At 73.1% G+C, this 24,008-nt stretch carries 21 protein-coding genes and 1 pseudogene; 6 read left to right on the top strand and 16 right to left on the bottom strand.

Features of this window, described 5'->3' with window-relative positions:
* Positions 1 to 94: 94 nt before the first annotated feature.
* Together OG896_RS22845 and OG896_RS22840 are read right to left on the bottom strand one after the other, a co-directional pair.
* Positions 95 to 406: a DUF3263 domain-containing protein gene (locus OG896_RS22845; protein WP_329368171.1), complete on the bottom strand. Its 312-nt coding sequence runs from the start codon at positions 404 to 406 to the stop codon at positions 95 to 97.
* A gap of 14 nt (positions 407 to 420) precedes the next feature.
* Entirely contained in the window at positions 421 to 1,710 is a 1,290-nt protein-coding gene (locus OG896_RS22840) for an ABC transporter substrate-binding protein (protein ID WP_329368169.1), read from the bottom strand.
* 295 nt (positions 1,711 to 2,005) lie between these two features.
* Between OG896_RS22840 and OG896_RS22835 the strand changes: the two genes are divergently transcribed.
* The 3 genes from OG896_RS22835 to OG896_RS22825 all read left to right on the top strand — a co-directional run bounded on the left by OG896_RS22835 (position 2,006) and on the right by OG896_RS22825 (position 5,285).
* Entirely contained in the window at positions 2,006 to 2,938 is a 933-nt protein-coding gene (locus OG896_RS22835; RefSeq protein ID WP_329368167.1) for an ROK family protein, read from the top strand.
* Positions 2,938 to 4,149, top strand: a complete 1,212-nt coding sequence (nagA, locus tag OG896_RS22830; protein ID WP_329368165.1) for an N-acetylglucosamine-6-phosphate deacetylase — start codon at positions 2,938 to 2,940, stop codon at positions 4,147 to 4,149. The genes OG896_RS22835 and nagA overlap by 1 nt, the downstream gene beginning before the upstream one ends.
* Positions 4,150 to 4,349: 200 nt before the next feature.
* Positions 4,350 to 5,285, top strand: coding sequence for a 1-phosphofructokinase family hexose kinase (locus OG896_RS22825; protein WP_329368163.1), 936 nt, complete (start codon positions 4,350 to 4,352; stop codon positions 5,283 to 5,285).
* Positions 5,286 to 5,338: 53 nt separating this feature from the next.
* Here OG896_RS22825 and OG896_RS22820 read toward each other — a convergent pair whose 3' ends face one another.
* Positions 5,339 to 6,388: a carbohydrate-binding protein gene (locus tag OG896_RS22820; RefSeq protein ID WP_329368161.1), complete on the bottom strand. Its 1,050-nt coding sequence runs from the start codon at positions 6,386 to 6,388 to the stop codon at positions 5,339 to 5,341.
* Positions 6,389 to 6,582: 194 nt separating this feature from the next.
* On the opposite strand from OG896_RS22820, the gene OG896_RS22815 reads away from it, so the two are divergent.
* Positions 6,583 to 7,545 carry an SAM-dependent methyltransferase gene (locus OG896_RS22815; protein ID WP_329374206.1) on the top strand — a complete coding sequence of 321 codons (963 nt, stop codon included), beginning with the start codon at positions 6,583 to 6,585 and terminating at the stop codon, positions 7,543 to 7,545.
* Positions 7,546 to 7,708: 163 nt separating this feature from the next.
* The gene (locus OG896_RS22810) at positions 7,709 to 9,931 is read left to right on the top strand and encodes a serine/threonine-protein kinase (protein ID WP_329368159.1); all 2,223 of its coding nucleotides are present in this window, start codon (positions 7,709 to 7,711) and stop codon (positions 9,929 to 9,931) included.
* A gap of 87 nt (positions 9,932 to 10,018) precedes the next feature.
* Here OG896_RS22810 and OG896_RS22805 read toward each other — a convergent pair whose 3' ends face one another.
* Entirely contained in the window at positions 10,019 to 11,005 is a 987-nt protein-coding gene (locus OG896_RS22805) for an NAD-dependent epimerase/dehydratase family protein (RefSeq protein ID WP_329368157.1), read from the bottom strand.
* An 85-nt stretch (positions 11,006 to 11,090) separates the two neighbouring features.
* On the opposite strand from OG896_RS22805, the gene OG896_RS22800 reads away from it, so the two are divergent.
* Complete coding sequence (locus OG896_RS22800) at positions 11,091 to 12,233, top strand: NADH-quinone oxidoreductase subunit D (RefSeq protein ID WP_328465256.1); 1,143 nt, start codon at positions 11,091 to 11,093, stop codon at positions 12,231 to 12,233.
* A 58-nt stretch (positions 12,234 to 12,291) separates the two neighbouring features.
* Here the strand turns inward: OG896_RS22800 and OG896_RS22795 are convergent, their stop codons facing one another.
* From OG896_RS22795 to hpt, 12 genes and pseudogenes are all read right to left on the bottom strand, one after another.
* Positions 12,292 to 13,305 (bottom strand): hypothetical protein, encoded by a 1,014-nt coding sequence (locus OG896_RS22795; protein WP_329368154.1) that lies wholly within the window; start codon positions 13,303 to 13,305, stop codon positions 12,292 to 12,294.
* Between the two features lie 183 nt (positions 13,306 to 13,488).
* The gene (locus OG896_RS22790; RefSeq protein WP_329368152.1) at positions 13,489 to 13,962 is read right to left on the bottom strand and encodes a rhodanese-like domain-containing protein; all 474 of its coding nucleotides are present in this window, start codon (positions 13,960 to 13,962) and stop codon (positions 13,489 to 13,491) included.
* 5 nt (positions 13,963 to 13,967) lie between these two features.
* On the bottom strand, positions 13,968 to 14,594 hold the full coding sequence (locus OG896_RS22785) for a cysteine dioxygenase (protein ID WP_329368149.1): 627 nt from the start codon (positions 14,592 to 14,594) through the stop codon (positions 13,968 to 13,970).
* A 393-nt stretch (positions 14,595 to 14,987) separates the two neighbouring features.
* Positions 14,988 to 15,482: a DUF3180 domain-containing protein gene (locus OG896_RS22780; protein WP_328465264.1), complete on the bottom strand. Its 495-nt coding sequence runs from the start codon at positions 15,480 to 15,482 to the stop codon at positions 14,988 to 14,990.
* Between the two features lie 95 nt (positions 15,483 to 15,577).
* Positions 15,578 to 16,216 (bottom strand): 2-amino-4-hydroxy-6-hydroxymethyldihydropteridine diphosphokinase, encoded by a 639-nt coding sequence (folK, locus tag OG896_RS22775; RefSeq protein WP_329368147.1) that lies wholly within the window; start codon positions 16,214 to 16,216, stop codon positions 15,578 to 15,580.
* Positions 16,213 to 16,572, bottom strand: a complete 360-nt coding sequence (gene folB, locus OG896_RS22770; protein ID WP_328465268.1) for a dihydroneopterin aldolase — start codon at positions 16,570 to 16,572, stop codon at positions 16,213 to 16,215. Before folB ends, folK begins: the two co-directional genes overlap by 4 nt.
* 317 nt (positions 16,573 to 16,889) lie before the next feature.
* Positions 16,890 to 17,351 (bottom strand): annotated as a pseudogene (locus OG896_RS22765) (nuclear transport factor 2 family protein); the annotation flags it as partial.
* The gene (gene folP, locus OG896_RS22760; RefSeq protein ID WP_328465270.1) at positions 17,348 to 18,247 is read right to left on the bottom strand and encodes a dihydropteroate synthase; all 900 of its coding nucleotides are present in this window, start codon (positions 18,245 to 18,247) and stop codon (positions 17,348 to 17,350) included. The pseudogene OG896_RS22765 and the gene folP, both read right to left, overlap by 4 nt.
* 61 nt (positions 18,248 to 18,308) lie before the next feature.
* Positions 18,309 to 20,129, bottom strand: a complete 1,821-nt coding sequence (locus tag OG896_RS22755) for a phosphatidylglycerol lysyltransferase domain-containing protein (RefSeq protein WP_329368143.1) — start codon at positions 20,127 to 20,129, stop codon at positions 18,309 to 18,311.
* Between the two features lie 244 nt (positions 20,130 to 20,373).
* The gene (gene folE, locus OG896_RS22750) at positions 20,374 to 20,982 is read right to left on the bottom strand and encodes a GTP cyclohydrolase I FolE (RefSeq protein ID WP_329368141.1); all 609 of its coding nucleotides are present in this window, start codon (positions 20,980 to 20,982) and stop codon (positions 20,374 to 20,376) included.
* A 200-nt stretch (positions 20,983 to 21,182) separates the two neighbouring features.
* Positions 21,183 to 23,228 (bottom strand): ATP-dependent zinc metalloprotease FtsH, encoded by a 2,046-nt coding sequence (gene ftsH, locus OG896_RS22745; RefSeq protein ID WP_329368139.1) that lies wholly within the window; start codon positions 23,226 to 23,228, stop codon positions 21,183 to 21,185.
* 220 nt (positions 23,229 to 23,448) lie between these two features.
* A complete protein-coding gene (gene hpt / locus OG896_RS22740) occupies positions 23,449 to 24,003 on the bottom strand; it encodes a hypoxanthine phosphoribosyltransferase (RefSeq protein WP_328465278.1) in 555 nt (184 codons plus the stop codon).
* Positions 24,004 to 24,008: the final 5 nt, after the last annotated feature.

Here is a 24,008-nt window from a genome sequence, read left to right as displayed (position 1 = left end):
GGGGCCACCTGTCGGTGGTTGCGCACGCCGTTCCGCGCGCCCCCGGATTCGTGCGGCCCCTCCCGCGAGAAGAGGGTCACCCAGGACACCCGGCTCAGCGGTTTTCTGAGCGGCGTTGTCTTGTCAGGCGCCAGCGGTTGACCGTGGTCGGGGCGGCCCGGAGGGCGCGGGGGTCGTCGAGGAGGGCGTTGAGGTGCTGGAAGAACGCGGTCGGGGAGATGCCGAGCCGTTCCCGGATCGCCCGGTCGCGCGGACCGGGCCCGGTCCAGTTCCGGCCGGCGAGGTCGAGCACCGCCAGGTCCCGCGCGGAGAGCCCGGCGGAACCGCCGACCGTCTCCGCACCCGCACCCGTATCCGTATCCGCACCGGGGTCCGTCCGTGCGGCTTCGCCGCCCCGCTCGGTCACCTCGATCGCACCCCCTACTGCGGTTGGGACGTCAGCCCCTGCCCGTCCTGGACCTCCGCGAAGTTCTGCAACTGCGACAGTACGGTCTTCGGGTCGCTGTGCACCGCCGTGCCGATGACCTTCTTCACCCGGTCGTTCACCTTCGTCCAGGAGGTCTTGTCCACCGGGTAGAAGACCGCCTCGGGCAGCAGGTTCAGGAACTGGACGAGGTCGGCGTCGCGCTTCTCGCCCTGCATGACCTGGGAGGCCGAGGTGGTCACCGGCAGCAGGCCGTACTCGTCGAGGAACTTGACCGTGTTCTTGGTCTGGTAGACGTACCGGAGCAGCTTGCGGTCGGCGTCGAGGTTGCCGTTCTGCTTGAAGGCCATCGCCCAGTCGGCGACGCCGAGGGTGTCCTGGTCCGGGCCGTCCTTGCCCGGCAGCGGCGCGACGCCGACGTCGACGCCGCGCGCGCGGGCCTGCGCCAGCAGCGTCGGGTGGCCGTTGATCATGCCCGCGTTGCCGGACATGAAGTCGTCGAAGACCTCCTGCCGGTTGGTCTTGGCGGGGTCCTTCCCGCCGATCAGCTTCGCGTCGACGAGGTTCTTCTTCAGCCAGGTGAACGCCTCGACGTTCTCGGCGGAGTCGAAGGTGTAGTTGCCGACCGTGTCGGTGATGCCGCCGTTGGCGCCGAGCATCCACATCAGGGACTCCGCCTGCGACTCCTCCGGGCCGAGCGGCAGCCCGTAGGGGACCTTCACGCCGTCCGCCTTGAGCAGCTTCGCGTCGGCGGCGAGGTCGTCCCAGGTCCTGGGCGCCTTGTAGATGCCGGCGTGCTTGAACAGGTCCTTGTTGTAGAAGAACATCCGGGAACTGGACGCCCACGGCAGGCCGTACTGGGTGCGGTCGACCGATCCGGCCTGGGCCAGCGAGGGGATGAAGTCGGCCTGCTGGCTCACCGTGAAGAGCTGGTCGGCGCTGTAGAGCTGGCCCTTGGCGGCGTAGTCGGCGTACGAGCCCATCTGCGCGATGTCCGGCGGGTTGCCGGCCTTGACCATGGCGGCGACCTTGTCGTCCACGTCGTTCCAGCTCAGTACCTGCACATCGACCTTGATGTCCGGGTACTGCTTCTCGAAGCCGTGCACGATGTCGTTCCAGTACACCAGCGAGCTGTTGTCGGTCTTCGCGTCGCCGTAGTCCGCGGCCACCAGGTGCAGCGTCACGTCCTTGCTCTGCGCCGTGGAGCCGCCGCAGGCGCTGACCCCCGTCAGGGCCAGCGCGGAAGTGAGGCCGGCCGCGAGGCCGAGAAGTCGTCGCCGCTGCACTGTTCCTACCACCCTTGGGACTTCGGGAAAGATCGGGATGCGGGCGGGGCCGCCCGCCGGGCCACCGCAGAAAGAGCCGAGTCTTCCCCATATCTTTAGCCAAGGTCTACACCATGAGTGAGATCTCTTCGACGGCGGGCCCCATCCTGCGCCCGCCGCCCGCCTCGTGACGGGCTTTTTCGCCTCCCCGACCGCACCCCTCTGACCTGCCCGGCAATATGCATCTTTCCTGAGAATCGATCTTCCGGGCCGAGTGGACTAGACCTCTATAGGGGTGAGACGCGAGACTGTCCACGTGAGACATGTCATCGCCCTCGATGTGGGCGGCACCGGGATGAAGGCGGCGCTGGTCGCCGAAGACGGCACGCTGCTGCACCAGGCACGCCGACCGACGGGCCGCGAGCGCGGCGCACAGGCCGTGGTGACCGCGATTCTCGACTTCGCCGCGGACCTGCGCGAGCACGGCCGCGCCGAGTACGGCGAAGGCGCGGTGGCCGCCGGCGTGGTGGTGCCCGGCATCGTGGACGCCGCGGCCGGCATCGCCGTCTACGCCGCCAACCTGGGCTGGAAGGACCTGCCGCTGCGCGACCTGCTCTCCGAGCGGCTGGACGGTCTGCCGGTGGCGCTCAACCACGACGTGCGGGCCGGCGGCCTGGCCGAGGGGCGGATCGGCGCGGGCAACGGCGCCGACCGGTTCCTGTTCCTGCCGCTGGGCACCGGCATCGCCGGCGCCATCGGCATCGAGGGCCGGATCGAGGCCGGCGCGCACGGCTACGCCGGGGAGATCGGCCACATCGTGGTCCGCCCCGGCGGCCGGGAGTGCGGCTGCGGGCAGCGCGGCTGCCTGGAGGCGTACGCCTCGGCCGGCGCGGTCTCCCGGACCTGGGCCGCCGCCAGCGGTGATCCGGCCGCCGACGCGGCCGCCTGCGCGCGGGCGGTCGAGGCCGGCGACCTGGCGGCGATCGAGGTGTGGCGGGAGGCGATCGACGCGCTCGCCGACGGCCTGGTCACCGGACTGACCCTGCTCGACCCCCGGGTGCTGGTCATCGGCGGCGGCCTCGCCGAGGCCGGCGACACCCTCTTCGGCCCGTTGCGGGCGGCCGTCGAGGCGCGCATCACCTTCCAGAAACTCCCGCTCATCGTCCCTGCCGCGCTGGGAGACACCGCCGGCTGCCTGGGCGCGGGCCTGCTCGCCTGGGATCTGATCTCCGTGGAGGTATCCGCCTGATGGCCCCCGTAACGACAACGCAGCGCACCGTCCTGACGGGTGCCCGCGTGGTGCTGCCGTCCGGCGTGGTGAACAGCGGCCGGATCACGGTCGACGGCACCCGGATCGCCGCCGACGAGCAGGCCGAGCAGGCCACCCACGACCTGGCCGGGCGCGGCTACACGGTGGTGCCCGGGTTCGTGGACATCCACAACCACGGCGGCGGCGGCGCGTCCTTCACCTCCGGCACCGCCGAGGACATCCTCACCGGCGTGCGCACCCACCGCGAGCACGGCACCACCACGGTGGTCGCCTCCACCGTCACCGAGAACCTCGACGCGCTCGCCCGGCAGGCGGCGCTGCTCTCCGAGATCGTCGAGCAGGGCGACCTGGCCGGCATCCACTACGAGGGCCCGTTCATCTCGCCCTGCCGCAAGGGCGCGCACGACCCGACGCTGCTGCGCGACCCCGACCCGGCGACCGTGCGCAAGCTGATCGAGGCCGGCCGCGGCGCGGTGCGGATGGTCACGCTCGCCGCCGAACTGCCCGGCGGCATCGAGTCGGTACGGCTGCTCGCCGACCTCGGGGTGATCGCCGCGATCGGCCACACCGACGCCGACTACGAGCAGACCCGCCAGGCGATCGACGCGGGCGCGACCGTGGCGACCCACCTGTTCAACGCGATGCCGCCGCTCCACCACCGCGAGCCGGGCCCGATCTCGGCGCTGCTGGAGGACGAGCGGATCACGGTGGAGCTGATCAACGACGGCACCCACCTGCACCCGTCCGTGCTCGAACTCGCCTTCGGCAGCGCCGGCGCCGCCCGGGTCGCGTTCATCACCGACGCGATGGACGCGGCCGGCTTCGGCGACGGGATGTACGACCTCGGGCCGCTGAAGGTCGAGGTACGGCAGGGCGTGGCGCGGCTGGCGGAGGGCGACTCGATCGCCGGGTCGACGCTCACCCTGGACACCGCGTTCAAGCGCGCGCTCACCATTGACGGGCTCTCGCTCACCGACGCCGTGCAGGCGATCTCGGTCAACCCGGCCCGGCTGCTGGGCCTGTCGGACCGGATCGGCTCGCTGGAGCCCGGCAAGGACGCGGACCTGGTGGTGCTGGACGAGGCGTACGACCTGGTGGGTGTCATGCACAAGGGCGCGTGGGTGGTCGAGCCGCCCGCTTCCGCCTCCCCCGCGTCCCCCGCCTCGGCCGCTCCCGCCGAGCGGTCGTAGCGGAACCCGAGGCCCGCCATGCGCCCCAGCCCTCCCGCCCGTCGCCCGTGCGGCCCCGTCGGCCCTCCCCGGCCGCGGGGCCGCCACGGGCTGCTTCGGGCCGCCCGCCCGGCGCCCGTCGCCCGTCCCGTCTTCAACTTCCCGGTAAAAGCGGCCGTCCCGCTCTGGGCCCGCCGCCGTCCGTTTGCCAAAATCAACAGGTGATCATCACCGTCACGCTCAACAGCGCCCTGGATGTGACCTACCGGGTCCCGTCCCTGATACCGCATGCCACCCACCGGGTGCTGGAGGCGGTGGAACGGCCCGGCGGCAAGGGACTCAACGTCGCCCGCGTGCTCGCCGCGCTCGGCCACCGCGCCACCGTCACCGGCTTCGCCGGCGGCCCGGCGGGCGACGAGCTGCGCCGCGGCCTCGCGGCGGTGCCGCACGCGGACCGGCTCACCGACGCCCTGGTACCGGTGGCCGGCAGCACCCGGCGCACGGTCGGCGTGGTGGACGCGGCCACCGGCGACACCACCATGTTCAACGAGCCCGGGCCGACCGTCGGCCCCGCCGAGTGGGCGGCGTTCCTCGACGTCTACCGCGAGCTGCTCGCCGGCCCCGACACCGAGGCGGTCGCGCTGTGCGGGAGCCTGCCGCCGGGCCTGGCGGTCGGCGCGTACGCCGAACTGGTCCGGGAGGCGCGCGCGGCGGGCGTCTACGTCCTGCTCGACACCAGCGGGGAGCCGCTGCGCCGCGGCCTTGCCGCCCGCCCCGACCTGATCAAGCCCAACGCGGCCGAGCTGGCCGGGCTGACCGGCTTCTCCGAGCCCGCCCGCGCGGCCCACGACGCCAGGCGGCGGGGCGCCCGCGGGGTGGCCGCGTCGCTCGGCGCCGACGGGATGCTCGCGGTCACCGAGGACGGCGCCTGGCGGGCCCTGCCCCCGGGCCGGCTGGCGGGCAACCCCACCGGCGCCGGCGACTCGGCGGTCGCCGGGCTGCTGTCCGGGCACGTGGAGGGGCTGCCGTGGCCGGACCGGCTGGCCCGCGCGGTCGCCCTGTCGGCGGCGACCGTGCTGGCACCGGCCGCCGGGGAGTACGACGAGGCCGGGTACGGGGAGCTGCTGCCGAAGGTGGAGGTCGTCCCGGCGGGGTAGGCGGCCGAGGCGGGCGGCCGGGCCGGGAGCGCCGGCCCCGCGGAGCGGTCCGCCTACTTCGTGACCGTGCCCTCCTTGAGCCACACCTGGTCGAGGTTGGCCCCGCAGTTGCTGTCGGCCGGGGTGCAGGACAGCGTCAGGACGTTGGCGCCCTTCTTCAGGTTCACGTAGTTGAAGGTCGTCATGTTCCACGCCTTCGCCCAGTCGGTGGCGTTGCCGTAGTTCTTGAGCTTCACCGGGTCGGTGCGCGGCTTGCCGTTCACGCCGAGGGTGAGGGTGGCGTCGGGGCCGGCGTTCGCGTAGCTGACGAAGTACGTGTAGGCGTCGTCCTTCGGCACGACCACCGTCCAGCTCACCGTGGCGCCCTGGGTGCCCATGCTGTCGACGTAGGTGCCGCCCGACGCGTTCGCGCCCGGGTGCTCGGTGCTCTTCGCGGCGCCGCCGGTCAGCGCGAGCGTGGACGCGTCGACCTTCTTCGAGTCGAACGGCGCCGGGGTCGCGGACGGCGACGCGGACTGGCTCGGCGCGGTGCTCGCGCTGGTCGCGCCGGTCGGCTTGTCGTCGGCCTGCTTCTTCTTGTCGCCCGAGCTGTTGGTCATCGCGAACGCGATGCCGATCGCGACGGCGGCGACCACCGCGACGGCCGCGATCAGCAGGCCCCTGCGGTTCGGGGCGCCGGAGCCGTCCTGGCCGCCCGGCCCACCGGCCCTGCGGCCCCCGGGCGGGCCCTGCTGCGGGTCGTACGGCGGCGGGCCGGACTGCTGCGGCTGGCCCTGCGCCTGCGGGTACTGCGCGGTCGGCCCGCCGTACTGGCCCGCGTACTGCTGCCGGCCCTGGTCGTAGCCGTACGGCGCCTGGGGCGGGTAGCCGTAACCGCCGCCGCCCTGCTGCTGGGGCGGGGCCTGCGGCGGGTAGCCGTAGCCACCGGTCGCCGGGCGCCGCTCACCGACCCGCTGCACCTGGTGGTACGAGGTGCGGGGCACGCCGGGCTGCCCGGCCGCCGGCTGGCCGCCGGCCGGGTCGGGCTGGTCGTCGCCCTCCGACCGGTAGAGATACGCGAACGGGTCGTCGTTCTCCGGCGTGCCGTCGTTTCCGGCAGTCATCCGCTGTCCACTCCCTCGACTGTGGTATGCCAGGCACCTTACCGGCCTCGGACGACACACCTCCCACGCTCTTCGACGCGTGGGCAGGTCGGTAAGGTTCCCCTGTGAGCAGCGCCACGGGTTCCGGCCGCCCCGATCCGGGTCCGGGCCCGGATCAGGACCGCGTGCCCGGGTGGCTGCCCTGGCGGGACGCGATGGAGCTGGCACTCTACGGCCCCGGTGGATTCTTCCGCCGGGAGCGGCCCGCCGACCACTTCCGCACCTCCGTGCACGCGTCCTCGCTGTTCGCCGGCGCCGTGGCGGAACTCCTCGCCCGGGTGGACACCGCGCTCGGCCACCCCGCGGAGCTGGACTTCGTCGACATGGCGGCGGGCTCGGGCGAACTCGCCGCCGGTGTGCTGGCCGCCCTCCCGCCGTCGCTCGCGGCCCGCGTGCGCGTGCACGCCGTCGAGCGCTCCGCCCGCCCGGCCGGGCTCGACCCCCGTGTCACCTGGACCGCCGAACCTCCCGCGGGCGCGCGCGGCCTGCTGTTCGCCAACGAATGGCTCGACAACGTTCCCCTGCCGGTCGCCGCGCCCGGCCCCGACGGCCACGCCCGCTACGTCGAGGTGCGGCGGGCGGACGGCGCGGAACGCCTGGGCGCCCGGGTGAGCGATGAGGACGCGAGGTGGCTGGAGAGGTGGTGGCCGCTGGGCGCGGGCGGCGGGCCGGACCGGCGTGCGGAGATCGGCCGCGACCGTGAGGCGGCCTGGCGGCGGGCCGTCGCCGCGCTGGCCGCGGGCCTGGCGGTGGCGGTGGACTACGGCCACACCGCGGCGGCCCGCCCGGCGCTGGGCACCCTGACGGGGTATCGCGACGGCCGCCAGGCCGTCGCCGTGCCGGACGGCTCGATGGACCTGACCGCGCACGTGGCGATGGACGCGCTCCCGGGCACCCTGACCACGCAGCGCGAGGCACTGCACGCGCTGGGGGTGCGCGGGCAGCGGCCCCCGCTCGCCCTGGCCGCGCAGGACGCGCCCGCCTATCTGCGGGCGCTGGCCGCCGCCACGGAAGCGGCCGAGCTGACCGCGAAGGGCGGCCTCGGCGACTTCCTGTGGCTCGCCACGGCCGTCGGCGCGGGGTGCGCGGACCTGCTGCGGCCGCCGGCCGCGGACTGAGCGCCGCCCGGCCCGCCGACAGGCTTCCCTCCGCGGGTCGTTCACCCTTCCTCCCTTCCTCCTCCCCGCGTTCGTCCGCCCCGTCTGCAACCGCGCAAGGCGCGACCGTCGTGTCACCCAGGGACACGGGACGGGTCAGCAGGGGCCAGGGGGAGGCGGGGGCATGGCCGGTATCGGCATCAGGCCGCTCGGCGAGGACGACCCGAGGCGGCTCGGACCGTACCGGCTGCTGTGGCGGCTGACCACCGGCGGCATGGGGCGGATCTACCTGGCCAGGCCCCAGCGGGAGGGCCCGCTCGTCGCGGTCAAGACGCTGCTGGCGGAGGGCGTGGTCAGCGAGCCCGACCGCAAGCGCTTCGCCCGCGAGGTGGATCTGGCCCGGCGGGTGGACAGCTCCTACACCGCCCGCTTGCTCGACGCCGACGCCCGGGCCGAACGGCCCTGGATGGCCATCGACTACGTGCCCGCGCCGTCGCTGGGCGACCTGGTCCGCGCGGCGGGCCCGCTGCCGCCCGAGGCGCTGCCCTGGCTGGCGGCCGGCACCGTACAGGCCCTGCTGGCCCTGCACGACAAGGGCGTCGTGCACCGCGACGTCAAACCCCAGAACATCCTGCTGCCGCTGACCGGGCCGCTGGTCATCGACTTCGGCATCTCGCACGCGATCGACAAGACCACCACCTCGCTGACGCTGGGCACCATCGACTACACCTCGCCGGAGCAGGCGCTCGGCCGGCGCTCCACCCAGGCGTCGGACGTGTTCTCGCTGGGCGCGACCCTCTTCCACCTCGCGGTCGGCCGCGCGCCCTACCCGGAGACCGACGACGGCCCGCTGCAACGGCTGGCCCGGGTGCAGGCCGGCACCCTCGACCTGTCCGGTCTGCCGCCGGCGCTGGCCCCGCTGATCCACCCGACCCTGGCCGCGGAACCCGAGGCGCGCCCCACCCTCGGCGAACTCCTGGTGCGCTTCATCGACGAGGCCGACCGGGCGCCCGCGGCGCGCGGCGCGCAGCACCGGCTGCCGGTGCGCTGGACGGCGCTGATCGACGCGTACGAGGCGCACGGGCGGGCGCTGGACCTGGACGAGGGCGGCGCCGTCGCGATGGCCGACGAGCACACCCGCCCGCTGCCGCCGCCGGCGCCCACCCTCGTGGACACCCGGGAGCGGGCGGCCCGCCGGGAGCGGGAGGAGCAGGCCCGCCAGGCGCGCGAGCAGCGGGAGCGGGAGCTGCGCGAACTGGCCGCGGCGACACGGGCGAAGGCGGCCGAGGCCGAGCGGCAGCGGCGGGCAGAACAGGAGGCGGCGGAAGCGGCGGCCGCCGCGGAGGCGGCCCGGAAGAGGGCCGAGCGCGAGAAGGCGGAACGCGAGAAGGCCGAGCGGCGCGCAGCGGAACAGCGCCGGGCGGAGCAGCGCAGAGCCGAGGAACTGGCCGCCGAGCGGCGCGCAGCCGAGCAGAAGAAGGCCGAGCAGCGCAAGGCCGACCAGCGCGCGGCCGAACGCCGTGCCGCCGCGGCCAAGTCGAAGCAGGGGGAGTCCGTCAGCGGCATGCTGCTGGCCGTCGTGCTTCTGGTCGCGCTGGTGGCCTGGCATCCGTGGACCGGCCACCACGGCTCGGGCTCGACCGCCGGCGCGACGGGCAACGCGTCGGCGAACGCGTTCTCGTCCGGCGGGAGCGGCCTCTCGTCCGACGACCCGAACACCGGCAACGCCGGCGCCGCCTCGGACAGCACCGGCGGCGACGACGCCGGCACCGCGTCGGACGGCGGCTCGGACGACTCGGGCGGCTCCGTCGGCAGCTCGGACGGCTCGGACGGCGACACCGTCCCGGACACGACGCCTCCCGCACCCACCACCACGACCCCGCCGCCCGATCCGACCGAAGAGGCGTTCAAGGCCGTGCCGGTCGGCGACTGCCTGCCGGTCTACGACACCGGCCGCGGCGGCAGCACCATCGCGTGGAGCGCCTCCGTCCCGCCGAGCCCGGTGTCCTGCTCGGGCCAGTGGGGCGGCCTGGTCCAGGTCACCAGCCGCACCAGCGGCAGCTGCCCGAGCGGTACCGGCAAGTCGTCGTGGAGCTACTACTCCGCGTCCTCGGGCGACACCACGCGGCTGTGCCTCACCCGCGTCTTCCTCCCGCACTACTGCCTGCTCGGCACGCAGTCCGGCGACTCCATCAGCATCGGCCCGATGACGGCCGTGGACTGCACCGCGAAGCAGGTCCCGGTGCCGTACAACCAGGTCATGTGGATATCGGGCGTCTACCGGGCCCCGTCGGGCGCCTCCGCGAACAACTGCGTGCAGGGGGCGAGCGACCGGACCCGGTACTGGGCCTGGCTGGTGAACGACGGCAGCACGCTGCTGTGCACGACGATCTACCAGTCCGGCTGAGCGGAGCGGAGTGCGCTGGAGCGGACCGGCGCGGACCTGAGCGGACCGGATGCCGTGCGCCGGACGCCGTGCGCCGGACGCTGTGCGTCAGCCGGCGAGTTCGCCGAGCCCGTCGAGCACCCTGCGCTCCACCTCCGGGTCGAGCCCCACCGGCTCGCGGTCCGGCCGCTGGGGCGCCACCCCGCCGATGCCCTCCAGCCAGCGCCAGGTGTCCGCGACGGTCTCCCCGACCGGACGGCAGCGCAGGCCCGCGCCCAGCGCCTTCCGCACGTCGCCGCGGTGCAGCGTGTCGTGCAGCTCGCCCGGCGGCAGCCACACCGGCAGGTCCGTCCACGGCTCGATCCCGGCCGCCTCGACCACCTCCGGCGCCACCCAGCGCAGCGCCGCGTCCGAGCCGGTCACCCGCGCGCACGTCTCCAGCAGCTCGCCCATCGTGGTGTGCCCGGACGGGCTGACCAGGTTGTACGGCCCGCCGAGGCCCGCGGCCAGCGCGTCGAGCGTCCAGCCGGCCAGGTCCCGTACGTCGATGTACTGCAGGGCCAAATCCCGCGGCCCGGGCGCCAGTACCTCACCGCCGCGGGCGATCCGCCGCAGCCACCACGGCAGCCGCCCGATGTTCTCGTACGGACCCAGGATCAGCCCGGCCCGCACCAGCAGCGCCGCGTCGCCGTACGCCTCCTGCGCCGCGATCTCGCCGGCCCGCTTCACGTCGGCGTAGTCGTCGCCCTTGCCGTCGACCAGCGCGCCGTGCTCGTCCAGGCCCGCGCCCGCCGGATACGCGTACACCGACCGGCTCGACACGTATCCGTACCGGCCGACCCGACCGCCCAGCACCCGGACCGCGTCCCGCACCGCCGCCGGGTCCCCCGACCACGTGTCCACCACCGCGTCCCACTCCCCCGCGGCCAGCTCCCCCAACTCCCCCTTCGCCCGGTCCCCGCGCAGGCCCCGCGCTCCCCGCGGCACCTCCCGGTTTCCCCGGTTGAACACCGTCACCCCCCACCCGCGCTCCACCGCGTCCTCGACCACGGCCCGCCCGACGAACTCCGTCCCACCCAGCACAAGTAGTTCCATCCCCCCACCCTCCCTCCACCCCGGTCCCCGTCCCAGCGAATCCGCCGACGGCGTAGCCGGTCGGGCGGCCTGAGAGGATGGGGGCATGACGGAGACGACGGTCGGGGTCGGTGGGGCGGCCGAGAGCACGGACATGGTGCTGAACATCGGGCCTCAGCATCCCTCGACGCATGGGGTGCTGCGGTTGCGGCTCGTGTTGGACGGGGAGCGGATCAGGACCGCGGAGCCGATCGTCGGGTACATGCACCGCGGCGCGGAGAAGCTCTTCGAGGCGCGGGACTACCGGCAGATCATCATGCTGGCGAACCGGCACGACTGGCTGTCGGCGTTCTCCAACGAGCTGGGCGTGGTGCTCGCGGTCGAGCGGATGCTCGGCATGGAGGTGCCCGAGCGCGCGGTGTGGCTCCGGACGCTGCTGGCCGAGCTGAACCGGGTGCTGAACCACCTGATGTTCCTCGGGTCGTATCCGCTGGAGCTGGGCGGGATCACGCCGATCTTCTACGCGTTCACCGAGCGCGAGGAGTTGCAGCATGTGATGGAGGAGGTCTCCGGCGGCCGGATGCACTACATGTTCAACCGGGTCGGCGGCCTGAAGGAGGACCTGCCGAACGGCTGGACCGGGCGGGCGCGGGCCGCGGTGGCAGGCGTGCGGTCGCGGATGGGCCGCTTCGACGACCTGGTGGTCGGCAACGAGATCTTCCGCGGCCGCACCCGCGGCGTGGGGGTGCTGTCGGCGGCCGACGTGCACGCGTACGGGGTGAGCGGGCCGATCGCCCGCGCCTCCGGCGTCGACTTCGACCTGCGGCGCGACGAACCGTACCTCGGGTACGGGGAGTTGGGCGACGTCCTGAAGGTGGCCACCCGGACCGAGGGCGACTGCCTGGCCCGGTTCGAGGTGCTGCTGGAGCAGACCCACAACGCGCTGGCGCTGGCCGACGCCTGCCTGGACCGGCTCGCCGAACTGCCGCCCGGCCCGGTCAACCAGCGCCTGCCGAAGGTCCTCAAGGCGCCCGAGGGCCACACCTACGCCTGGACCGAGAACCCGCTCGGCCTCAACGGCTACTACCTGGTGTCCAAGGGCGAGAAAACCCCGTACCGGCTGAAGCTGCGCTCGGCGTCGTTCAACAACATCCAGGCGCTGAACGTGCTGCTGCCGGGCACGCTGGTGGCCGACATGGTCGCGATCCTCGGCTCGATGTTCTTCGTCGTCGGCGACATCGACAAGTAGCCGGTGCCCGGGCGCCGTTGCCGCCGTCCCGGCGGAGGCGGCCAGCGCGCCGCGGCCGTCAGCGCGCGGCGCCCCGCAGGTCGCTGACGTCGAGCTGCTCGGTGTCGTCGTGGGCGGTGAGGTCGATCACCTCGGCCGCGGCCGGCTCGTGGTCGGGCGTGGCGGCCGGCGCGGACGCGGACGCGGTGACGGCCTCGGGCTCGGCGGTGGGCTCGGGCTCGGCGGCCGGCGCGGGGATCGCGGCGGGCGCGGCGAGCGGCACCGGGGCGGCCGCGGGAAGCGACTTGTGGGTGCCGAAGAAGTCGAAGCCGCCGACCGCGCGATGGGCCTGGGTGGCGGTGGAGCGGCCCGGCTGGGCGTAGGGCAGGACGGCCGCCGCGGTGGCCGCGGGCACCAGGCGGTGCTCGCGGACCGGGAGCCCTTGCGAGCCCGACGCGTGCTTGCCCTGCGGCTCGTCCGCGGCCGCGGCGTCCCGGCGCCGGGCGTCCTCGACGGTGCGCTGCGCCTGCTGGGTGGCGGAGTTGCGCGCGAGGTTGCGCAGCGCGTCCGCGGCCTTGAGGTAGGCGGCGGGGCCGACCGCGGCCACCCCGGTGCCCAGCGCGATCCGGGGCGCCGTGGCGCCCTCCCGCTGGAGCCGGCGCCGCGCCTCCAGGGCCCGGGCCCGCTCGCTCTCCGCGGTGGCGTAGCGCCGCAGCAGATCGGCGTGCTCCGAGCGCAGCCGCGCCAGCTCCGACCGCTTGCCGCGCAGCTTCTTCTCCAGCCGGCCGCGGATCTCCCTGGACTCCTCCAGGTCGGTCTCCAGCTCGGCCACCCGCTCGTCGGTCTTCCACTCGTCGCGGGTCCGCAGCGCGGTCAGCTCCGCGACCTCGCGCCCGGCCGAACGGTCCCAGGTCCGCGCGAGCAGCGCCCCGGCCACCGCGACGAGCGCGATCGCCACCGCGAGCACCCGCAGCAGCTCCGTATCACCGGCGAAGATTGATATGACGGCCAGTACGGCCGCGGTGCCTGCGACGGTCAGCGGCGGCATCATCCGGTGCAGCGGCTGGGAATGGCGGTGACGTCCACGGGGCATGGCCAGAAATTTAGCGTGCGCAAGGCTTCCGTGGGGGCCCGGGGCCCTAATTTTCGGGGGGTTTGGCCGTACCGTTGCGCACGTTCGTCACCCACCGCGCACGATCGGACACGGCACGTGCGCACGGACATATTGGATCTTGGTCACCCGGGGCCCCACGCGTCAGGACCGCCGGTCGGGGGGTCACCGCGCGGGGTGCGCGCCCGGCGCGATCGGCGGGTGCGGAACGGTCGGACGGCCGTCCGGCGGGGTGACCGGCAGGCCCGCCGCGCGCCACGCCTGGAAGCCGCCGACGAGGTCGGTCGCGCGGTGCAGGCCGAGGTCATGCAGGGAGGCGGCCGCCAGCGACGAGGCGTAACCCTCGTTGCAGAACACGATGACGGGCAGGTCGTGGCCGGTGGCGTGCGGGAGGCGGTGCGAGCCCTCCGGGTCGAGCCGCCACTCCAGTTCGTTGCGCTCCACGATGACCGCGCCGGGCACGGTGCCGTCGCGGTCGCGCAGCGCGCCGTAGCGGATGTCCACCAGCAGCGCGCCGCCGTCTCGGGCGGCCGCGGCGGCCTCGGCCGGGGAGAGCCGGGCCAACCGGGTGCGTATGGCGGCCAGATGGTCCGCTATCGAGCGGGACGTCCCGGAAGGACCGCCCTGTGCGCCGGTCATCCGTGTCACCACTCCTCGGGGCGCTCGACGAACTCCAGCCGCAGCGTGCTGTCCTTGCGGCTGTAGCGGCGCATCAGCGGCAGCGGCGGGTAGTACGCGTGCACGGACACCGCGTGGGTGGTCTCGGACACGTTCACCACCTGGTGCACGTGCTCGCGGCCGAACGCGCGGCCCTTGCCTTCGGGCAGGACGCGGCGCCGGTCCACGCCGTCGGCGAGTTCCAGCGACCGCCAGCCCTCGGTCGGCAGCGGCACCGCCAGCGAGTGCTCGGTCAACTCGCCCGCGGCGGTGACGAAGACGCCGTACGAGCCGCCGTGGTCGTGCCAGCCGGTCTCGGCGCCGGGCGGCCAGCCGATCAGCCACGCCTCGGCCCCGCCGGGTCCTTCCAGCCGCCGCCAGGTGCGGCCTTCGGCGTCCAGCGGGAGTTCGGCCACGACGGCGGCGTCGGCGGCGATCGAGCGGGCGAAGTCGAGGAGTTCGGCGGCGGTGGGCGCCGGGGACACGGCCGGCGCGGGGGCCTGAAGTCCCTCGGCGGGAGCCGCCGGAGCGGAAGTCGCCGGAGCGGAAGTCGTCGGAGCGACGGCCGTGGAGCCGGCGGAGGACACGGGAGAGGCAGCGGGAACGGCGGACATGGGTACCACCCGAAGGGAGGAATGCGCGGACGACGCGCGGGCGAACGGTGGGCCGAGGGCGCGCGTCAGCGCGCGGCCGTACACACGCAGCCCGCGTACCGGAGGAGGTCGAGATGGACCCTCCGGTGCAGAAGCAGGCGCGTGCCGTTCACGGAACGGACTGAACCATCTCCGGCCCCGCCGGTCAAGTGCGCAGATCACAGCGGTTCGGCCGCCGCGCCGGCCGAACCGGGCGGCGGCCCGGCGCACGCGGCTCGCCCGCACGGGACCGGCTCACTGGATCAGCCCAGCCGATCCACCACGAGAGTCCGCGCCGGGTCCGCCCCGCCGATCCACCGCCGAGGACTCCGCCGCGCCAGGTCCGCCCCGCCGGACCGCCCTGCCGGGTCCGGCTCAGCGGGAGCGCTGCGCGGGCGTGCCGTGCTGCCGGTCGTCGTCCTCGGGAAGCCGGCAGACGCGTTCCAGGAACAGCGCCGCCGCCACCACCGCGATCCCGGCCAGCACCGCCAGCCCCGCGTAGATGGCCTGCTGCCGCCGGGGGTCCATGTCGAGCTTGTACATCACCAGGAAGATCCCGGTGCCGCCGTACATCCCCACCACGAGGGACGCGACCAGCGCGCTGGCCTGCCCGAAGACGACCGCGCGGGCGGCGGCGAGCGGATCGACACCCTTCGCGCCGGGCTGCCGCTCACGCTGGGCCCGCAGCCGGGACCTTATCGACAGCGCGGTGGCGAAGAGCGCGGCGGCGATCAGCGCGAGCACGACGGGCGCGGCGAGCGGCACCCCCGGCAGCGTCCCGAAGGTGTCCCACAACTTCGCCGCCGCCCACGACAGCACACCCGCGACCACGAAGATGCCGGCCAGCGTCCTGATCCGCAGGGTCCTCACCGGGTGTCCGCCTCCACGTCTTTCCACACGTTCCGGTACGCGGATACGGGATTCGCGTACGTACTCGCCGAATATGCCGGCGCAGGTCCCAACGATTATTCGGGCAGCCGCAGTTCCACGTCGCCGCGCCGCCGTACGCCGCCGTCGCCGACCGCGGCCAGCAGTTCGGCGACCGGGCCGCGGCCGGGCAGCACGGCGGCCGGCTGCACGTCGTGCCACGGCACGAGGACGAAGGCCCGCTCGTGCGCCCGCGGATGCGGAAGGGTCAGCACCGGGTCGTCGGACACGCAGGCGTCGTACGCCACGATGTCGACGTCGATGGTGCGCGGGCCCCAGTGCTCGGTGCGCACCCGCAGGTACGCCTCCTCGATGGCGTGGGCGCGCTCCAGCAGGGAGGCCGGCGGCAGCGTGGTGCGCACCACCACGACCGCGTTGAAGTACGCCGGCTGGCTGCCCTCGGGGACGCCCCACGGCTCGGTCTCGTACACCGGGGAGACTTCCTTGACCCGCACCCCCGGGGTGTCCTCCAGGGCGTCCACGGCGCCTTGCAGGGTCTCCAGGCGGTTGCCCAGGTTGCCGCCCAGCGCGATCACCGCGGTGCGCGGGTTCTGCAGGGTGCTGTCGGCGGCGTCGACCCGGGCGGTCACCTCGGCCGGCACGGGCTGCACGGTCGGATCGGCCACCCCGAACTCAGGGGCGTGTCCGGTGCTGTCGTCGGGATTCTCCGCACTCACGGGCGCCTCCGGGTGATCGTCACGGTCACGTCGTCGAACGGCACGGTGATCGGCGCGTCCGGCTTGTGCACGGTCACCTCCACCTCCTCCACCTGAGCGTGCCCCAGGCACGTGTCGGCAATGCGCTGGGCGAGGGTTTCGATGAGGTTGACCGGCTCGCCGGAGACGACGGCCGCGACCTGTTCGGCCAGCACACCGTAGTGCACGGTACGCGTCAGGTCGTCACCGGCCGCCGCCGCGGACGTGTCCAGGCCGAGCGCGAGATCGACCACGAAGGTCTGGCCGTCCGCCCGTTCGTGGTCGAACACGCCGTGGTTGCCGCGGATGCTCAGCCCGCGCAGTGTGACCCGGTCCACGCTGCTCACTCCTCCGTACCGTCGCCGGCGCCGCGCCGGCCGCGGCCGTCCTCGCCGCCGTCGTCGCCGTGGTCGCCGTCGTCCTTGCCGTCGTCGCCGTCATCGGCCTTGGTGGTGCCGTCGCCGGCCTCTTCGTCGTGCCCGTCGGTGTCGCCACCGTCGCCGTCGTCGTTGTCGCCGCCACCGTTGCCGTTGGCGCCGTCGTCGGCACCGTTGTCGGCACCGTTGTCGGCGCCGTCCAGGTCCTCGTCGTCGGCCTTCGCGGCCTCCAGGACCTCGCCGAGCACGTCCTCTATGGCGGCGTCGACGTCGTCGGCCGCGATGTCGTCGTCCTCGTCGTCGTCATCCTCCTCCGCGAGCACCGGGGAGCCGTGGTGCGCCCACAGCCGCCAGCCCTCGGAGGTGCGCCGGAAGATGTTCGTGGCGACCACCAGGCCGCCGACCAGGGCGCCCGCGGAGCCGTCCTCCTCGGCGGGGCCGCCGGTGAGGATGTTCTCGGTGCAGGTCACCAGCGCGGCGTCGCCGTCGACCGCGACCTCCACGTCGGTGAGGAAGAACTGGATGTACTCCGTGTTCGCCATGATCAGCGCGTACGAGCGCATCACCTCGCGCCGCCCGCGCAGCACCGGCCAGCCGGGGTGCACCGTCGAGACGGACTCCGCGAGCGGGCCGGTCAGCACGACCGCCTCCAGCTCGTCGAGGTTGGAGTGCTCGATCGCGTCGTAGAACGCCTGGTTGGCCCGCTCGACCGCGCGCGACTCCGCGGTACGCCCCGTCACGCCTGTCCCTCGGGGGTCTCGGCGACCGCGCCGGAGCCGGCGGCCTCGATGGCGCGGGCCACCCGTACCGCGTCGGCGCTCGCCCGCACCTCGTGCACCCGCACCGCCCACGCGCCCTCGCGCGCGGCGATCGCGGTCACCGCGGCGGTCGCCGCGTCCCGTTCCCTGGCCGGCGGCGGCGCGGCCTGCGCGGTCCCGGCCAGCACCCGCCCGAGGAACCGCTTGCGGGAGGCGGCGACCAGCAGCGGGCGGCCCAGCGCGGCCAGTTCGGGCAGGTGCGCGAGCAGCGTCAGGTCGTGCTCGGCGGTCTTCGCGAAGCCCAGGCCCGGGTCGACCACGATCCGTTCGGGCGCGATGCCGCCCTCCAGCGCCCGGGTCAGCCCGGTCCGCAGCTCGGCGAGCACCTCGCCGAGCACGTCGCCGTAGACCGCGCGGTTGTTCATGTCGATGCTGCGGCCGCGCCAGTGCATCACCACGAACGGCACCGCGGCCGACGCGACCACCGGGACCATCGCCGGGTCGGCCAGGCCGCCGCTGACGTCGTTGACCAGCCGGGCGCCGGCCGCGACCGCCTGCTCGGCGACGGACGCGCGCATCGTGTCCACGCTCACCAGCACCCCGGAGGCCGCCAGCTCGCGCACCACCGGGATCACCCGGCGCAGCTCCTCCGCTTCGTCCACCCGCGCCGCTCCGGGCCGGGTGGACTCCCCACCCACGTCGACCAGGTCAGCGCCCTGCGCGACCAGGTCCAGGCCGTGCTTCACCGCCAGTTCCGGATCGAACCACTGCCCGCCGTCGGAGAACGAGTCGGGCGTGACGTTCACCACACCCATGACGGCGCAGCGATCCCACCGCGGCAGTCCGACCGGTCCGCTCCGAGCCTGTGACGTACTCATGCGCCCAGCGTACGGGTCTGTCCCTACGCCGCCGACTCGCCTCCGGGCGCCGGGCCGGGCGCTATGCCACGAACTTCCGCTCGGGGGCGTCCTCCAGGGAGGCGTAGCCGGGCTTGTGGCGGTGGGCGGGGCGGGCGGCGCGGCCGGGCAGGAAGCGCTGGAGGGAGTCGGGCAGCGGCAGCGACAGGGTGACGAAGCCCTCGGCCTGCATGATGGCGAAGCCGATCCGGGGCAGGTCGCGCGAGTTGGGGAAGACCAGGAACCGCGGCACCCACTGGGGCTGGAACTTGGCGTTGAACTTGTACAGCGACTCGATCTGGAACCAGCGGGACAGGAACACCAGCAGCCCGCGCCATCCGCGCAGCACCGGCCCGGCGCCGATCCGCTCGCCGCGGGCCAGTGCCGAGCGGAACATCGCGAAGTTCAGCGAGACGTGCTTCACGCCCAGCTCGGGCGCCTTCTGCAGGGCGGCCACGATGAGGAGTTCGTTGAGCCCGGGGTCGGCGGCGCGGTCGCGCCGCATCAGCTCCAGGGACATGCCGTCCGCCCCCCAGGGCACGAAGTGCAGGACGGCCCGCAGGTCGCCGAGTTCGGGGTGCGCGGCGTCCGGCTCGCACTCCTTGTGGGCGGTGACGACCACGCAGTCCCCGTCGGTCTCCTCGCCGAACCGGCCGAGCGCCATGGAGAAGCCGCGCTCGGTGTCGGTGCCGCGCCAGGCGTCCGCGGCGAGCCGCACCCGCTGCTTCTCCTCCTCGGTCAGCTCGTGCACCCGCCGCACCCGGCAGACGTATCCGCACCGCTCGATCCGCTTGACCATCTGCCGTACGTTCCGCATCGCCCGCCCGGCCAGCGTGAAGTCCACGACGTCCACGATCGCCTCGTCGCCGAGTTCCAGGGCGTCCAGGCCGGTCTCCCGGGTCCACACCTCGCCGCCGGTCTCGCTGCACCCGACGACGGCGGGCAGCCAGGCGTGCGCGCGGGCGAGGTCCATGTAGGACTCGATGGCGCCGGGCCACGCCTCCACGTCACCGATCGGGTCGCCGCTGGCCAGCGCCACGCCGGAGACCACCCGGTAGCAGATCGCGGCCTTGCCGCTGGGCGAGAAGACCACGGACTTGTCGCGGCGCAGCGCGAAGTGGCCGAGGGAGTCGCGGGCGCCGTGCCGGGCGAGCAGGACCCGCAGCCGCTGCTCGTCGTCCTCGCTCAGCTCGGCGACCGGGCGGGCCGGCCGCAGCACCAGGTAGGCGGTGGAGCAGGCGATGAGCAGGCCGAGGCCGCCCAGCGAGTAGCCGACCACGTCGCCGACCCGGTCGCTGGTGTAGTGCACCGGGCCGGAGAAGCCGAAGAGCCCGTAGAGCACGTGCAGGCAGCGGTCGGTGATGCCGGGGTTGCCGCGCTCGGAGGCGGGGTGGGCGCTGGTGATGACCAGGCCGAGGCAGAACGCCAGCGTGCTGAGGCCGACCAGGTTCACCACGGCCCGCCAGCGGGTGCGCGGGTCGGAGAGCGCGGTGAACTCGCCGCGGTACCTGATCAGCAGGGTGAGCAGGCCCAGCGAGACCACGGCGCCGAAGATCGAGTGCCGGTAGACGATCTGGGTGGCGGCGCCGAGCGGCAGCAGCAGTACCGCCGCCCACCAGGCGCGCTGCTTGCCCCGCTTCAGGCCGTGCGCCAGCATCAGCAGCAGGATGCCGGTGACCACCGCCGTCGCCGCCGCGAGCGAGCTGACGGTGCCCGGGAAGACCGCGGCCAGCTCGTGCATCCGCCGGTTGCGGAAGGCGGGGAACACCGCGGAGACCACGTCGAGCAGGCCGATCACGGCCGCCGCCGTACCGAAGATCTTCGGTACGGACGAGGCGTGCGGCATCAGGCGGTGGTGCGTCATGCGGGCGCGGTCAGCGGACAAGGTGCTCACAGGTTCCGGTATGAGGGACGGTTGCGCCCACTAGGACGGAATCATCCGTCTACGGGTTGCGCGCGAGTCGTGTCAATCCGCGACGATCTCTCGGCCGGGCGCGCTCGACAGCCCGCCGGTACGACCGGAAACCTTCCCCCCGGGCTGCTTCCGGTTACCCGGGCAGATCCCCCGGCTGCGCCGGATGCCTGGCTGCCCCGGTTCCCCCGAGCAGCTACCCGCGGCCGATGATCAGGCTCATCGCCTCGGAGCGCGTCGCGGGGTCCCTCAGCTGGCCGCGCACCGCCGACGTGATGGTCTTCGCCCCGGGCTTGCGCACCCCGCGCATCGTCATGCACATGTGCTCGCACTCGATGACCACGATCACCCCGCGCGGCTCCAGTATCCGCATCATCGCGTCGGCGACCTGCGTGGTCAGCCGCTCCTGCACCTGCGGGCGCCGCGCGTACACGTCCACCAGCCGCGCCAGCTTCGACAGTCCGGTGATCTTCCCGCTGCTCGCCGGGATGTACCCGATGTGGGCGACGCCGACGAAGGGCACCAGGTGGTGCTCGCAGGAGGACATCACCTCGATGTCCTTGACCAGCACCATCTCGTCGTGACCGAGGTCGAAGGTGGTGGTCAGTACGTCCTCGGGCTGCTGCCACAGCCCGGCGAATATCTCCCGGTAGGCGCGGGCCACCCGGCTCGGGGTCTCGCGCAGGCCCTCCCGGTCGGGGTCCTCGCCCACCGCGTAGAGCAGCTCACGGATCGCGGCCTCGGCCCGCTTCTCGTCGAACTCGCCGGGGATCTGGTCGCCGTCGAGCGTCACGGGGTCGGTCATGGGCCTCGCTCCTCCTGCCGGCGCCACCTGGCCGGTGCCGCCTCGCCGGTGCCGCCTTGCTGATGCGTCTTGCTGCTGCCATCGCGGCCGGTAGGGAAACGCAGCCGGTCGAAAACACGGCCGCGGCCCCAAGGCTAGAACCCTGGGGCCGCGAATCGCATTCCGGACAGTGCCCGAAACGGGGTGGATCGGTGTGATGTTCAGCTCTCCGGGCGGTCTTCCGGCAGGTCGACCGGCTCGGTGGGCTTGGTGGTGGAGACCGGCGAGGGGCCGCTTCCGTTGATCGCCTGGGCGCCGTTGGTCAGTGCCAGCTCCTTCGGGGAGAGCACCGGCGGCCGGGTGGACGGGGTCCGGCGAGCCGAACCGGTCCAGGCCGGGCGCGGCGGACGCTTGACCACCGGGGCGAAGATCTCGGCGATCTCCTCCTTGTTGAGCGTCTCCCGCTCCAGAAGCGCGAGCACGAGGTTGTCGAGGACGTCGCGGTTCTCGACGAGGATCTCCCACGCCTCGTTGTGCGCCGTCTCGATCAGCTTCTTGACCTCCTCGTCGACCAGCCCGGCGACCTCTTCCGAGTAGTCGCGCTGGTGACCCATCTCACGACCGAGGAACGGCTCCGAGTCGCTGGTGCCGAACTTGATCGCGCCGAGCCGCTCGGTCATGCCGTACTGCGTGACCATGGCGCGGGCGGTGGTGGTGGCCTTGTCGATGTCGTCCGAGGCGCCGGTGGTCGGGTCGTGGAAGACCAGTTCCTCCGCCGCCCGGCCGCCCATCATGTAGGCGAGCTGGTCGAGCATCTCGTTGCGCGACGTGGAGTACTTGTCCTCGTCGGGCAGCACCATCGTGTAGCCGAGGGCACGGCCGCGGGACAGGATGGTGATCTTGTGGACCGGGTCGGAGTTCGGTGAGGCCGCCGCGACCAGGGCGTGTCCGCCCTCGTGGTAAGCGGTGGTCTTCTTCTCCTTGTCCGACATGATCCGGGTGCGCTTCTGGGGGCCGGCCACCACACGGTCGATGGCCTCGTCCAGCACGCTGTTGTCGATCACCTTCTTGTCGCTGCGCGCGGTGAGCAGCGCCGCCTCGTTGAGCACGTTGCTCAGGTCGGCACCGGTGAAGCCGGGGGTGCGGCGGGCGACGGCCATGAGGTCGACGTCCGGCGCGATCGGCTTGCCCTTCTGGTGCACGGTGAGGATCTCCAGCCGGCCGTTGAGGTCCGGCGGGTCGACCGCGATCTGCCGGTCGAACCGGCCCGGGCGCAGCAGCGCCGGGTCGAGGATGTCCGGCCGGTTCGTCGCGGCGATGAGGATCACGCCGCCCTTGACGTCGAAGCCGTCCATCTCGACGAGCAGCTGGTTGAGGGTCTGCTCGCGCTCGTCGTGACCGCCGCCGAGGCCCGCACCGCGGTGCCGGCCGACAGCGTCGATCTCGTCGACGAAGACGATCGCCGGGGCGTTCGCCTTGGCCTGCTCGAACAGGTCGCGGACCCGGGAGGCGCCGACGCCGACGAACATCTCGACGAAGTCGGAACCCGAGATCGAGTAGAACGGCACGCCGGCCTCGCCGGCCACGGCTCGCGCCAGCAGCGTCTTACCGGTGCCGGGACGGCCGTAGAGCAGCACGCCCTTGGGGATCTTGGCGCCGACGGCCTGGAACTTCGCCGGCTCCTGCAGGAACTCCTTGATCTCCTGCAGTTCCTCCACCGCCTCGTCGCAGCCCGCGACGTCGGCGAAGGTGGTCTTGGGGGTGTCCTTGGTGATCAGCTTGGCCTTGGACTTCCCGAACTGCATGACGCGCGAACCGCCGCCCTGCATCTGGTTCATCAGGAAGAGGAAGACCACCACGATCAGGACGAAGGGCAGCAGCGACAGCAGGATGCTGACGAACGCGTTCTGCTTGGACGGCGAGACGGTGTAGCCGTCGGGCAGTGCGACGCCCTTGACCTGTCCGTCCTGGATCTTCTGCAGGTTTGCGGCGATCGAGGAGCCCTGGTTGCCGATGTAGCTGGCGCGGACCTTCGAGCTGCCCTTGATCTTGTAGCCGTCCTTGAGCTGGACCTTGATGGAGTTGTCGTCCCCAGTGGTCAGCTGTGCGGAACTGGCGTGGTTGGTGTTGATCGCGTGCAGTACCTGGCCTGTGTCGACTGTCTTGTAGCCGCCGCCGGAGCCGACGACTTCCATCAACACGACCACGGCAAGGACAGCCAGCACGATCCACATGACCGGCCCACGGAAATAGCGCTTCACGTCCATCCATGCGGGGCGTAAACGCCCCGTCCCTCCTGCCGCAGTGAGGCACAGCCGCTGGTGGGCGGCGTGTGCATCCGGTGTATGACCCGATCCTTCGGACGGTACCCCAGCATTGTGACCCGAGGTTGCCGCCGACCGTTAACAATCCGGCTTTCCCCTGCTCCAACGGCGGGAAACCGACAGGGGTTCCCCGGGCCGCCGTGAGGGTGGTCTCAGTGCGGCCTCAGCCCCCGTAGACGTGCGGTGCGAGGGTGCCGACGAACGGCAGGTTGCGGTACTTCTCGGAGTAGTCCAGGCCGTAACCGACCACGAACTCGTTGGGGATGTCGAAGCCAGTGTATTTGACATCGATGCGAACCTTCGCCGCCTCGGGCTTGCGCAGCAGCGTGCAGACCTCCAGGGAGGCCGGGCCGCGCGATCCGAGGTTGCTGATCAGCCAGGAGAGGGTCAGCCCGGAGTCGATGATGTCCTCGACGATCAGGACGTGCCGTCCGGCGATGTCGGTGTCGAGGTCCTTGAGGATGCGGACCACGCCGGAGGACTTGGTGCCGGCGCCGTAGGAGGACACCGCCATCCAGTCCATGGTCACGTTGCTCGACAGGGCTCGGGCCAGGTCGGCCATCACCATGACGGCGCCCTTGAGGACACCGACGATCAGCAGGTCCTTGCCCGCGTAGTCCCGATCGATCTCGGCGGCCAGCTCCCCCAGCTTCGCGTCGATGTCTGCCTTGGCGATGAGCACCTTCTCAAGGTCGGCGCCCATGTCGGTCTCGTTCACTACGC

It is taken from the genome of Streptomyces sp. NBC_00669, assembly GCF_036226785.1.
Taxonomy (GTDB): Bacteria; Actinomycetota; Actinomycetes; order Streptomycetales; family Streptomycetaceae; genus Actinacidiphila.
This window is presented reverse-complemented; position numbering and strand designations above follow the sequence as displayed.

What these genes read in the sequence shown, in the direction of transcription:
- nagA (WP_329368165.1), top strand. Translation starts at nt 2,938, where the DNA reads ATGGCCCCCGTAACGACAACGCAGCGCACCGTCCTGACGGGTGCCCGC.
- OG896_RS22820 (WP_329368161.1), bottom strand. Translation starts at nt 6,388, where the DNA reads ATGACTGCCGGAAACGACGGCACGCCGGAGAACGACGACCCGTTCGCG.
- OG896_RS22815 (WP_329374206.1), top strand. Translation starts at nt 6,583, where the DNA reads ATGGAGCTGGCACTCTACGGCCCCGGTGGATTCTTCCGCCGGGAGCGG.
- OG896_RS22810 (WP_329368159.1), top strand. Translation starts at nt 7,709, where the DNA reads ATGGCCGGTATCGGCATCAGGCCGCTCGGCGAGGACGACCCGAGGCGG.
- OG896_RS22805 (WP_329368157.1), bottom strand. Translation starts at nt 11,005, where the DNA reads ATGGAACTACTTGTGCTGGGTGGGACGGAGTTCGTCGGGCGGGCCGTG.
- OG896_RS22800 (WP_328465256.1), top strand. Translation starts at nt 11,091, where the DNA reads ATGACGGAGACGACGGTCGGGGTCGGTGGGGCGGCCGAGAGCACGGAC.
- OG896_RS22795 (WP_329368154.1), bottom strand. Translation starts at nt 13,305, where the DNA reads ATGCCCCGTGGACGTCACCGCCATTCCCAGCCGCTGCACCGGATGATG.
- OG896_RS22790 (WP_329368152.1), bottom strand. Translation starts at nt 13,962, where the DNA reads ATGACCGGCGCACAGGGCGGTCCTTCCGGGACGTCCCGCTCGATAGCG.
- OG896_RS22785 (WP_329368149.1), bottom strand. Translation starts at nt 14,594, where the DNA reads ATGTCCGCCGTTCCCGCTGCCTCTCCCGTGTCCTCCGCCGGCTCCACG.
- folP (WP_328465270.1), bottom strand. Translation starts at nt 18,247, where the DNA reads ATGAGTACGTCACAGGCTCGGAGCGGACCGGTCGGACTGCCGCGGTGG.
- OG896_RS22755 (WP_329368143.1), bottom strand. Translation starts at nt 20,129, where the DNA reads ATGACGCACCACCGCCTGATGCCGCACGCCTCGTCCGTACCGAAGATC.
- folE (WP_329368141.1), bottom strand. Translation starts at nt 20,982, where the DNA reads ATGACCGACCCCGTGACGCTCGACGGCGACCAGATCCCCGGCGAGTTC.
- ftsH (WP_329368139.1), bottom strand. Translation starts at nt 23,228, where the DNA reads ATGGACGTGAAGCGCTATTTCCGTGGGCCGGTCATGTGGATCGTGCTG.